Source organism: Noviherbaspirillum sp. (assembly GCF_035944575.1).
Taxonomy (GTDB): Bacteria; Pseudomonadota; Gammaproteobacteria; order Burkholderiales; family Burkholderiaceae_D; genus Noviherbaspirillum.
This window is the reverse complement of the sequence record NZ_DASZBA010000268.1, coordinates 1-10,132: the sequence shown is the minus strand read 5'-3', so window position 1 is coordinate 10,132 and position 10,132 is coordinate 1. Positions and strand designations below refer to the sequence as shown.

11 protein-coding genes are annotated in these 10,132 nt (G+C 60.9%); 5 read left to right on the top strand and 6 right to left on the bottom strand.

Annotation, left to right across the window (positions count from 1 at the left end; all coding sequences use genetic code 11):
• A partial coding sequence (locus VGU61_RS22230; RefSeq protein WP_326861501.1) for a helicase-related protein occupies window positions 1-1,574 on the bottom strand: 1,574 nt, incomplete at its 3' end.
• 279 nt (window positions 1,575-1,853) lie between these two features.
• Entirely contained in the window at window positions 1,854-2,216 is a 363-nt protein-coding gene (locus tag VGU61_RS22225) for a DUF2917 domain-containing protein (RefSeq protein WP_326861500.1), read from the bottom strand.
• Window positions 2,217-2,568: 352 nt separating this feature from the next.
• On the opposite strand from VGU61_RS22225, the gene VGU61_RS22220 reads away from it, so the two are divergent.
• On the top strand, window positions 2,569-3,435 hold the full coding sequence (locus tag VGU61_RS22220) for a TylF/MycF/NovP-related O-methyltransferase (RefSeq protein ID WP_326861499.1): 867 nt from the start codon (window positions 2,569-2,571) through the stop codon (window positions 3,433-3,435).
• A gap of 14 nt (window positions 3,436-3,449) precedes the next feature.
• Here VGU61_RS22220 and VGU61_RS22215 read toward each other — a convergent pair whose 3' ends face one another.
• On the bottom strand, window positions 3,450-3,773 hold the full coding sequence (locus VGU61_RS22215) for a Dabb family protein (RefSeq protein ID WP_326861498.1): 324 nt from the start codon (window positions 3,771-3,773) through the stop codon (window positions 3,450-3,452).
• 181 nt (window positions 3,774-3,954) lie between these two features.
• Here VGU61_RS22215 and VGU61_RS22210 point away from each other — a divergent pair, with 181 nt between their 5' ends.
• Entirely contained in the window at window positions 3,955-4,845 is an 891-nt protein-coding gene (locus VGU61_RS22210) for a UV damage endonuclease UvsE (RefSeq protein ID WP_326861497.1), read from the top strand.
• Window positions 4,846-4,876: 31 nt separating this feature from the next.
• On the opposite strand, the gene VGU61_RS22205 is transcribed toward VGU61_RS22210, so the two are convergent.
• On the bottom strand, window positions 4,877-5,989 hold the full coding sequence (locus VGU61_RS22205; RefSeq protein ID WP_326861496.1) for an endonuclease/exonuclease/phosphatase family protein: 1,113 nt from the start codon (window positions 5,987-5,989) through the stop codon (window positions 4,877-4,879).
• Window positions 5,990-6,205: 216 nt separating this feature from the next.
• Between VGU61_RS22205 and VGU61_RS22200 the strand changes: the two genes are divergently transcribed.
• Window positions 6,206-6,418, top strand: coding sequence for a hypothetical protein (locus tag VGU61_RS22200; protein ID WP_326861495.1), 213 nt, complete (start codon window positions 6,206-6,208; stop codon window positions 6,416-6,418).
• Window positions 6,419-6,556: 138 nt separating this feature from the next.
• Window positions 6,557-7,153: a CDP-alcohol phosphatidyltransferase family protein gene (locus VGU61_RS22195; protein ID WP_326861502.1), complete on the top strand. Its 597-nt coding sequence runs from the start codon at window positions 6,557-6,559 to the stop codon at window positions 7,151-7,153.
• Between the two features lie 34 nt (window positions 7,154-7,187).
• On the opposite strand, the gene VGU61_RS22190 is transcribed toward VGU61_RS22195, so the two are convergent.
• Window positions 7,188-7,556, bottom strand: a complete 369-nt coding sequence (locus VGU61_RS22190; RefSeq protein WP_326861494.1) for a hypothetical protein — start codon at window positions 7,554-7,556, stop codon at window positions 7,188-7,190.
• A gap of 350 nt (window positions 7,557-7,906) precedes the next feature.
• Between VGU61_RS22190 and VGU61_RS22185 the strand changes: the two genes are divergently transcribed.
• Complete coding sequence (locus tag VGU61_RS22185; RefSeq protein ID WP_326861493.1) at window positions 7,907-8,890, top strand: transglutaminase family protein; 984 nt, start codon at window positions 7,907-7,909, stop codon at window positions 8,888-8,890.
• Here the strand turns inward: VGU61_RS22185 and VGU61_RS22180 are convergent.
• Window positions 8,826-9,914: a zinc-binding metallopeptidase family protein gene (locus tag VGU61_RS22180; RefSeq protein ID WP_326861492.1), complete on the bottom strand. Its 1,089-nt coding sequence runs from the start codon at window positions 9,912-9,914 to the stop codon at window positions 8,826-8,828. The two genes, VGU61_RS22185 and VGU61_RS22180, sit on opposite strands and share 65 nt — an antisense overlap.
• Between the last annotated feature and the right edge of the window lie 218 nt (window positions 9,915-10,132).

Here is a 10,132-nt window from a genome sequence, read left to right as displayed (position 1 = left end):
CGCGGCGTGAAGAAGCCGTCGGGCACATCGATGTTGGTGGCGAAGCGCTTGAGCAGCCGCGCCAGCGATTGTTCGCCGGTCACCGCTGCGATGCGGTTCAGGTGCTCCAGTGTCGGCGCGACCGAGAAGCCGAGCACGGGTAGGGCAGGGATCTTTTCCTGCAGCAGCGAGCGGATCACATGATGGGTGTCGTCATCAAACCCGGCGACGAAGCCTTCGTCATGCACGCCGAAACGGCCGGCCCGGCCGGCGATCTGCTTCGCCAGCGAAGCGGGCAGCTCCTCCTCATCGATGCCGTTGAACTTGTTCGCGGTGGTCATCACCACCCGCTCGATCGGCAGGTTCAGCCCCATCGCGATCGCATCGGTACCGACGACGATATCGGCCGTGCCGTCGCGAAAGCGCGCCGCCTGCGCGCGCCGCACTTCCGGCGACAGGTTGCCGTAGATGGTGGCCACCGAAAAATTGTTCTCGGTGATCAGGTCGCGCCACATCAGCACGTCGCGGCGCGAGAAGGCGATCACCGCATCGCCGCGCCGCAGGTTGCGCAGCTTGCGCACCGCGGAAGGCTCCATCGTGAGCGGGCCCTTGCGCTTCAGGGTCCGCACTTCCAGCGGGCATTCCAGCCGCGCCGCCAGAGCTTCCACCGCACGCCTCGCCTCCAGCGCGCCCACCAGGTAGACCGTCGTTGCCGGCGCGCCGCATACCGCCGCCGTCCATGCCGCGCCGCGGTCCCGGTCGGACAGCATCTGGATCTCGTCGATCACCGCCACATCCACCCGGGTGCGCGTGTCGAGCATCTCCACCGTGCTGGCGACATGGGTCGCGTCTTCCACTTCACGCCGCTCCTCGCCGGTGACGAGATTAACCTTCAACTGCCTGCCGCCTGGCCGTGCATCGACCAGCCGTTCATAATTTTCCAGCGCCAGCAGGCGCAGCGGCGCGAGATACACGCCGGTCTTCGCCTTCGCCAATGCCTCCATCGCCTCATGTGTCTTCCCGGAATTGGTCGGCCCGAGCAGGGCGATGAAGCGGCGCGGCAAGCGGCGCGCGAGTTCAAACGACGCCGGATATTCGGCCAGGTTGATGCTTTCCCGAGTGCGCGCCGCATTGCGGGCTTCCTGCTGCCGCTCCACCGCATGCAGCAGGCGCTGCTCGATACGCTCGAACACCTGGTCCACCGGCATCGCCGAATCGCCGGTCGAGAGTGCATTGAGCAGGATCATCGGGTCCAGGCCGGCATCCTCGGCCTTCTCGCCGATGCGCGCAACGAAAGTGGCGACCTTGCGTTGCAACTCGTCGAAGGCATACGCACTGGCCCGTTCGGTGATCAACTGCAACTGGTCCTCGGGCGCCATCTTGCGCCATTTGCTCGGTTTGGCCAGCACGCCCTTGCCGGGCACGAGGGCATAGGGCACGTTCAGGCCATTGACGTTCACCGTGCCGGCGAAGCGCAGGAAGACGCTGCCTTCCTGTTTGACCAGCTCGGCGCCGAGCGCGCGGGCATGTTGCTCAGGGGGCAGACTTTCCGTGCCATGAGGGGAATTGTCGGATTCGGGCGTGATCAGTGTCATCGAATGTTTTTTAAGGGAACAGTTATTGTCGCCGTGCCGTTGCAGCTGCCGCATGATACGCAATGTGGCGTTGCACCCGTCTGCAACAGCAATTCAACGATAGGACTGCCGTGAGCGGTCGGTGTTCAGTTTCAGTGAGCGCTGCATCGCGTCAGGGCATTCGCGCAGGCAACCCCGGACCGTTCGCAGGCGGCGCCGGGTTGCACGGTAATGCCGATGAGGCGCCTCAGATGTTTGCCAGATGCCGCAACGCGAATGCGGCCCGATGCAGCCAGCCGGTCAGCAGATCGATCGGGCTTCCGGCCCCGTCGCCGTCTGCTCCGAGCCCTGCAGGGCAAAGGCGCTCATCCCGTCCGCCTCGACCACCAGCTTGCAGGCCTTGGGAAACCGCAGCGTTTCACCGGGCGCGAGCCAGTAATCCGCTGCGTCGCCGGACCGGGTGATCCACAACCTGCCTTTACGGCACACCAGGGTCTGATGGGGAAACAGGTGGATCGACACGACGCTGCCCGGGCGGATTCGCGTGATTGCAACGTGGATGTCCGGCGCGATGCCGGCTCCGGCGTTACCCAGCACCGTTACGGCGCTGTACACGGGAAGAAATTTCCTGGATGTGATTTGCTTTTGTTCCAAGCGGGCCATGTCTTGCTCCTGTCTGTAAGGGAAAAGCCCAAGAGACAGAAACAAAAAACCCGCCTCATTGGGCGGGTTGTTGAACTTGTTACGACGACGTCAGGCAACCCACCATGGAAATGGAATCGGGTTAATCGGCTTGACGACAATGGTTGAAAGAAAGTTCATGATTCGCACGTTGCCATAATATTAAAATGCCGTCAATATTTTTGACATGTCTGCGCAATGCCGGCTTTCCAGCCCATCCTTCCCGCCAGGGAGCGGCGGCGCGCGGTGAACCAGGACGCGGAACGATACAGGCGGCTCCGGTTACTCATATGAACGGCATGTGTTGGCACATGCCGTTCACTGGAGATGATCAATGCCCGACGCGACCGCGCTATACCTCGATCTGTTGAAGCAATGCCTGTGCGGCGCCATCAACCCGCCCGGTCGTCGTGAGCCGGTCGTGTCCCATGCGCGCTGCGCCGCAATCATCCGCAGCGCGAACGAAGAATTCCGGCGCTATCTTGAGCCATTCGGTCATACCGTCGAAACATTCCTGAGCCTGCAAGCGGCCAGCTTCACTCCCGACATGCTGCATGCCGGGCTAAATGGCATGCATAGGGAGACGACGTCCGATACGATGTCTGACATGGCAAGCCTGAATAATCTGCAGGTTTGCGTCGAGACGGCGATTCGCGATCATGTGCCTGGCGACCTGATCGAAACCGGCATCTGGAAAGGCGGCATGCCGGTCCTGATGCGCGCGATACTGAAAGGCCATGGCATTGCCGACCGTACCGTCTGGGCGGCGGATTCCTTTAAAGGCATGCCGAAGCCCGATCCGGGGACCGACCTGCTTGACGCAATCTGGCACTTCATGCTGGAACCGATTGAGGGACTCAGTATTCCGCGCGACTACGTCGAAAGCACCTTCAGAAAATATGGCCTGCTCGACGACCAGGTGCGATTCCTGGAAGGATGGTTCTCGGATACCCTGCCGGTTGCGCCGATCGAACGGCTGGCGGTGATGCGGCTCGACGGCGACTGGTATGAGTCGACACGTACCGCGATCGAATCGCTGTATCCGAAGCTATCGTCCGGCGGATTCATCATCGTCGACGACTACGGGCTTCCGCTTGGATGCCGGCAGGCCATCGACGAATACCGGCGCTGCAACGACATTGACGCGCCGATTCAGTGGGTCAATCACCAGGTCATCTTTTGGCGCAAACCCTTGCCCTGATGCGGTACAGCCGCTCAGGCCGGGTCGCCGGTCCAGTAATCGATGACCAGTGATTTTTCGAGGCAGGGACCGAGCCTGGCGACGAACGCCTGGTGCGCGGGATGAGCCAGGTAGGCATCCCGGTCCGCCGTCGTATTGAAGCTCAGCATGAAACAGTGGCTGAACCCGTCGTTCAAACCTTCCGGACTGACGTTGACGCCGTACTCGAAATCGATGATCCCGGGGATGCGCGACGGCAGCGCGGCGAATTCGGTGGATATTTCGCCGCATTGGCCCGGCGACGCATCGGGCTTGAACGCAAACAGAACGACGTGACGCAAAACGGTGATGGAAGGCATATCTGTAATGATGGGTAGGTCAGTAAAACACAGTGCCATCATCGGCTGAATTGCATGCGTCCGCGTTGAGGCTGCTCAGCCGATCATTGCCGTTTTTGAATAAGGCATGCGCGGCAGGCAATTTTCGAACTTGTGGGAAAAATACCTGCCTATTCCTGATCCCCATTACGGATCGTTCAACATGCCCGACTCCCAACTAGGCTTGGTGTGCATCACCGACTCCGATGAAGTGCGCTATCGCATCATTACCCGCAAGCGGCTGCTGCAGCACGATCATCCGGCGCAACAGGCGCTGCTGCGCGAATTGTTCGCCGACAATCTCCGGCGGCTGGAGCGGGCGCTGGATTACTGTCGCCGTGAGCGGATCTTTCTTTATCGCATCCCATCGGCGCTGTTTCCGTTCTCCGACGAGCCGGTCGGCCGCGAGGTGCTGGACGAGATGGCCGCCGACGTCGGCAAGGTGGGCGACTCCGCCACTGCGAGCGGCATCCGGCTGGTCATGCACCCGGACCAGTTTGTCGTGGTCAGCTCCGATTCGCCCGGCGTCGTCGCCAACAGCATCAAGATCCTGGACATGCATGCGCACATCATGGATCTGCTCAATCAACCCCGCTCACCGTGGGCGCTGCTGGAAATCCACGGCGGCAAATCCGGGCGCAGCGCGGCCATGATCGAGCGTATCGCGCTTCTTCCCGACGGCATACGCCTGCGCCTCGGACTGGAAAACGACGAATATGCCTACGGGGCGGAAGATATCCTGGCCATCTGCCATGCGACCGGCGTACCGATGGTATTCGACGCCCACCATCACGTGATCAAGGAAGGGCTTTCCAGTTACGAGCACCCGAGCGTGCGCGACATGCTGGAAAAGGCGCGCGCCACCTGGCCCGATCCGGCCATGCAGCTGGTTCATATTTCCAACGGGCGCACCGCCTTCAACGACCGCCATCACGCCGACCTGATCGATGACATGCCGTCGTCCTACGCGGCGGCGCCGTGGATTGAAATCGAAGCGAAGTCGAAGGAGCTGGCGATCCGGAAGTTGCGGGGCGGGGAAAGCCGGTTGGGTTGAGTGCCGGCGCGCACGCGCGGGCCAGGAAGCATCAAACGCCGGGCTTCTGCAGGGCCGGTTCCTCGTCCGGCGCGTGCACGTCATCCTTTTCCACATCCTTTTCGCCGGTCTTCTCGTCGGCCCACTCCCTGTCTTCCTCGTCGGCCGGCAAACCATGCTGCAGGGGCGCGATCCGCTTGTCGTAGGCGAGTTCCACCAGCATCGGAAAATGATCCGATCCGTAATACGGCAGCCGGCGGATATCGGCCACGGTGAAATGCCGGCTGTGGAAAACATGGTCGACCGGAAAGCGGATGAACCGGTAACCGGCATGGAAGGTATTGAACATTCCACGGCCGATGCGCGGATCGAGCAGGCCGCTGATCTTGCGGAACAGCCGGGTGGTGGCGGACCATGCCACGTCATTGAGGTCGCCTGTCACTATCACCGGCAATTTGGACTCGGCGACGCTCTTGGCGATGACGAGCAGTTCGGCATCCCGCTCAGTGGATTCATCGTTCTCCGTCGGGCTGGGCGGCGCCGGATGCACGAAATGCATGCGCACCCGCAACCCCGTGGGCAATACCACCGCCGCATGCATCGACGGCTTGTCCGGCTCCACGAGGAATTGGATTTCGCCATCTTCGAGCGGCAGCTTCGAATACAGATGCATGCCGTACAGGTTGTCGAGCGGGCACTTCATCGTGTGCGGATAATCCGCTTCCAGCACATCCAGCCGCTCCTGCCACCACAGATCGGTTTCGAGCGTGACCAGGACATCCGGCTCGAATTCGCGCACCAGCTTCAGGAAGGCATCGGCCTGGCGATTGGGTGTCAGGACATTGGCCGACAGAATGCGGATGCGCTCGCCGTGAATCGCATCGTCCGCCTGCAGGACTTCGACCGGGTACATGCGCGTGTAGGGATAAATCCACCATGCGTGATAGCAGAAGCAGGCCAGCATCGCCGCCATCATCAGCCATGTCACGTTGCTCGACCGGTCCAGCATGACCGGAATCGCCACGGCCAATGCGAGCGCGACGCTCGCCAGCTGAAGGCGCGGAAAATCGAGTCCGCGTATCCACCAGACTTCATACCGCAGCAAAGGCAGTAAAGTCAGGAGCACGAGCAGGCCGCTCAAGGCCGCTAGCGTGGCAAACACCATGGATGCGTAGCTTTCATAAACACAATAACCTCATCATCGCAAACCTGATCGGCATTGCTCTGGCGCATATCAATAAGCGAGCGATAAGAAAGCGGCCGGAAACATGAAGTTACGAAAATGCGCATGTCGTAATGCTTCGACAAAAAATTTACGAGAAGCATGGAACGACTTTGCGAAAGGCATGTCCTAGCGGCATTACTTTCCTTGAGGAGCAGCATGAGCGCGCAGCAAGACATATTGGCCGCGATGGCCAATGACCTGTTCAACAAACGCCAGCGTTTGATTCAAGCCAGCCAGCGCGGGATTCAGGTAGTAGACGACCAGACCGCGAATGCGATGGAAGCCGAGTACCGGTCGGCCGAGGCGGAGTACCGGGCAGCCAAGGCGGCATTCGCCCGGGCGATGAAAACTAGACAGCAATCAAACTGAATTGCATTTCGTGAACCTTCCGCCCTTGTTGTCATCCTATAATCATTTACCCCCCTATAGATGACAAGGGCCGCAATGCCGACTCCAGGTACGCCAGGTACGTCTAATACGCCGAAAAAGGCGGTCAAGCATTTCTCCATGATCCGCGAGTTTCACCTCGCGGATTTTTTCACGCTCGGCAATGCCGCCTGCGGTGTGGCAGCGGTCTTCCTTGCGATGATGTATGCCGCCAGCCAGTCGCCGGTGCATTTCTTCGCCGCCGCGGCGATGGCGCCGGCCGCATTCCTCTTTGATGTGCTCGACGGCCGCATCGCGCGCTGGCGACGCCAGCATTCCCCTCTCGGACGCGAGCTCGATTCCCTTGCCGATATCGTCTCCTTCGGCGTCGCGCCCGCCGCGCTCGGATTCGTCGCCGGCCTGCAGGGAGGATGGGACTGGGTGGCACTGATTTACTTTGTCTGCTGCGGCGTCAGCCGGCTGGCGCGATTCAATGTCACCGCGGAGAGCCTGTCGGAAGGCGGCGACAAGGTTGCCTATTTCGAAGGCACGCCGATACCGACCAGCGTGCTGCTCACCGGGGTGCTCGCCTTCGCCGCGTGGCAGGACCGTCTTGGCGACAGCCTGTATGGCGGCGCATGGACGGTGGGGCCGTGGGAGTTCCATCCTCTGGCATTGATGTTCGTTCTCTCCGGCACGCTGATGATCAGCAAGACTTTCCGCATTCCGAAATTCTGAGGCATGAAGCGCCGTGGCGCTCATGCCCACGCCATCAGCTCCACTGCACCGAACTCGGCAAGCCTGCATCGCCTGCATCCGGCTTCTTCCTGCGTGACGGCACCTCTGGCGCTTCTTCCACCGTGACGGCGGCGCGTGCCTGGGGCAGCCGCCAATCGGCGCGCCGGTCGCCCATCAAACGCCGCAACTCGCGCACGCTGATCCCCGACAATTCATTTATCCGCAACAGCAGCAGGGGGTCGACCGGCACCTGCCCGTATCGGATGCGGCGGATCAGCGGCGCACCGATATGCAGCACGCTGCCAAGCGCTTCGTCATTGTCGAGCCCGAAGGTTTCAAGCAGCACATCAAACAGCATGTTGGGATCGTAGGGGCGGGTGGGTACGGGTGAATAGTCGAACATTCTCTCGGCGTCGTCAGGTTGTCGCGGATCGCGTTAAACGATCAAACCTGTCTGACCAGCGGCAGGCACGGAAATTCCCGCAGGTTTTCCACCGTCCGAAGAGATAAGCGAGTAAGCTTCGCCGGTTTTGCGTTCCTTATTTTCGCTTCCGGACATTCGAGGTGCATCAATGCACCTGGCAAGCATATCCTGCTCGAATTGATAAACCAATTGCCGATATCCCGGTCTCATTGAGACGTTTAGTCCACTGCCTGCGATGGCTTGGCGGCCTGATGGTACAGCCCGCAACCGTGCCAGCCTTCGTATAACCCCGCGCTCTTTGAAAAGCGTCCACCGAGCAGCCAATGAATATGTCCGATCCACTGCCGCCGAATGCCATCGCCGTCCGCGTCGGTTGCAGGCTTGCTTATGAAACGTCCCGGCCGACTGCCGCCCTGCTGCTGATTCGACCCCATCCCGATGTCGTGATGCTGGACGAAAGCCTGTCTTGCGACACCGGTTCGCAGGCCGATCATTTTACCGATCACCACGGCAACCGAATGCTGCGCACCATTCTGCGTCCAGGACTGAACGAGTTTGTCCATGACGCGATCCTGATTGTGCCCGGTACGACGGAAGAACCCGCGCTCTATGCACCGATGGATGCATCGGAACGCCTTCCCTGGGAGGTGTTGCGCTATACCTTTCCAAGCCGCTACTGCGAGTCGGACAAGCTGGGGCAGTTCGCCCAGCAGACATTCGGCAGCATTCCACCCGGCGCGGGACTGGCACAGGCCATCTGCGACTGGACCCACCACCATATCGAATACCGCTATGGTTCGGGCAATTCGCATCTATCCGCCGCGGACGTGATCGATCGCCGATACGGCGTCTGCCGCGATTTTGCCCATGTGATGGTGGCGCTGTGCCGGGCACTGGACATGCCGGCCCGCTATGTGGCGGGGCACATGCCGTACAGGGGAGTGGCCGAGCATGACATCGGCATCGATTTCCATGCCTGGTGCGAGGTGTTTGCCGGCGGGCGCTGGCATACCTTTGATCCGCGCCACAATAAATCCCTGCCGGGGCGGGTCAAGATCGCACATGGCATGGATGCGGTGGACGCGGCGTTCGCCACGTTTTACGGTCAGGCATCGTGCGTGACCTTCCAGGTCTGGTCCTACCAGGTCGATCCGGTCCGTGAACGGGCCGGCGATCCGGTCTCCATCATCAGGGGAGGCAACGGCAGCGCCGAGGAAGTGGCCGGCGCCTGCTTCGACGCGTTCCGCGTCAGGCCGCCGCTACTGCATCCGGCGTCGCCACAGGCTTCTTCGCCAGCACCACTTCGTGGATGAAGCGCAGCTTTTCGATCACCGGCGTCGATAGCGTGAACGGATAAGCGTCCTGCATGCCGATGCTGCGGTTCAGGCTGTTCAGCACATAGGTAAGCGCAAACCATTCGGCCATCAATTCGTCGAACGCGCTGGTGCGCAGCGGCCGCTCCTCGATGATCAGTTCCGGTTCGGCCGGTTTCTTCGGCAACAGGGCCATCCCGCAGGCGAAGGCGGTATCGAGCGTGTCGACCATGTGCAGATAGTGCGCCCAGGTTTCCGCCCAGTCTTCCCAGGGATGGGAGCTCGCGTAACTGCTGATGTAACGCTGCTCCCAGCCTTCCTGCGGGCCGTTGTTGTAGTGGGTTTGCAGTGCCTGCGCGTAATCCTGCCGCTCGTCGCCGAACAATTCCCGGAAGGGTTCCAGCCAATCGGTGCCGACGATCAGCCGGTCGAAATAATAGTGTCCGCTCTCGTGCCGGAAATGGCCGAGCAGGGTACGGTAGGGTTCATGCATCTGCTCGCGTGTTTTTTCCCGGTGGGCCGGATCGGCTTCCGCGATGTTCAGGGTGATCAGGCCGCTCGCATGGCCGGTAAGGACCTTGTTGCCCGGCGTGTCCTCCAGGAACTGGAAGGCGAGGCCGTTTTCGGGATCGTCGTGCTTCGATTTCGGTTGCAGATGCAATTCCCACAGCGAATACAGGAGCCGCCGTTTGGCCGCTTCGAGGCGCGCCCAGTAACGCCGGTTCTGATCCGACGAGAGCGCCGGGATGATCTGCGTGAGCTGGCAGGATGCGCATAACTCGCCGGGCGCGTCGGCCGGCAGCATCCAGTTGCACACGTCTTCCCGCGAGTAATTGATGCATTGCTTGTACAGCTTGCCCGCATTGGCCGGATTCAGGCTGCGCCACACCATCTCGCCGGCCGGCTCGAAAGTACTGATCGCCCGGTGTTCCGGCTGGTAGCCGAGCATGCCGCCGCAGTTTTCACAGCGGACGTTTTCGAAGAAAACCTGCTGACCGCAGTTATCGCAATGAAAAGTTTTCATGACGTGTAAATGATTTCCAAGATTTTTTCTGTTGTGGAACAGGGTAGTTGGGCGCTTCCAGTTCCCTTCGCCGAGCAATGCCGACGTAATTTGCTTGCGGTATGAGTCGTGATGAAGCTGCGGAGCGGCGGCGCCGAGCTGGCTGAAAGCGTTCTAATGCATGGAGAGAGCGGTATCCGGTATCGTTCCGTCCCGTCCTGTTGTTTCCCTACCGCTTT

Excerpts from the sequence above, each read along its gene's own strand:
- VGU61_RS22180 (WP_326861492.1), bottom strand. The coding sequence starts at position 9,914 with ATGAAAACTTTTCATTGCGATAACTGCGGTCAGCAGGTTTTCTTCGAA.
- VGU61_RS22210 (WP_326861497.1), top strand. The coding sequence starts at position 3,955 with ATGCCCGACTCCCAACTAGGCTTGGTGTGCATCACCGACTCCGATGAA.
- VGU61_RS22185 (WP_326861493.1), top strand. The coding sequence starts at position 7,907 with ATGTCCGATCCACTGCCGCCGAATGCCATCGCCGTCCGCGTCGGTTGC.
- VGU61_RS22200 (WP_326861495.1), top strand. The coding sequence starts at position 6,206 with ATGAGCGCGCAGCAAGACATATTGGCCGCGATGGCCAATGACCTGTTC.
- VGU61_RS22190 (WP_326861494.1), bottom strand. The coding sequence starts at position 7,556 with ATGTTCGACTATTCACCCGTACCCACCCGCCCCTACGATCCCAACATG.
- VGU61_RS22195 (WP_326861502.1), top strand. The coding sequence starts at position 6,557 with ATGATCCGCGAGTTTCACCTCGCGGATTTTTTCACGCTCGGCAATGCC.
- VGU61_RS22215 (WP_326861498.1), bottom strand. The coding sequence starts at position 3,773 with ATGCCTTCCATCACCGTTTTGCGTCACGTCGTTCTGTTTGCGTTCAAG.
- VGU61_RS22220 (WP_326861499.1), top strand. The coding sequence starts at position 2,569 with ATGCCCGACGCGACCGCGCTATACCTCGATCTGTTGAAGCAATGCCTG.
- VGU61_RS22205 (WP_326861496.1), bottom strand. The coding sequence starts at position 5,989 with ATGGTGTTTGCCACGCTAGCGGCCTTGAGCGGCCTGCTCGTGCTCCTG.
- VGU61_RS22225 (WP_326861500.1), bottom strand. The coding sequence starts at position 2,216 with ATGGCCCGCTTGGAACAAAAGCAAATCACATCCAGGAAATTTCTTCCC.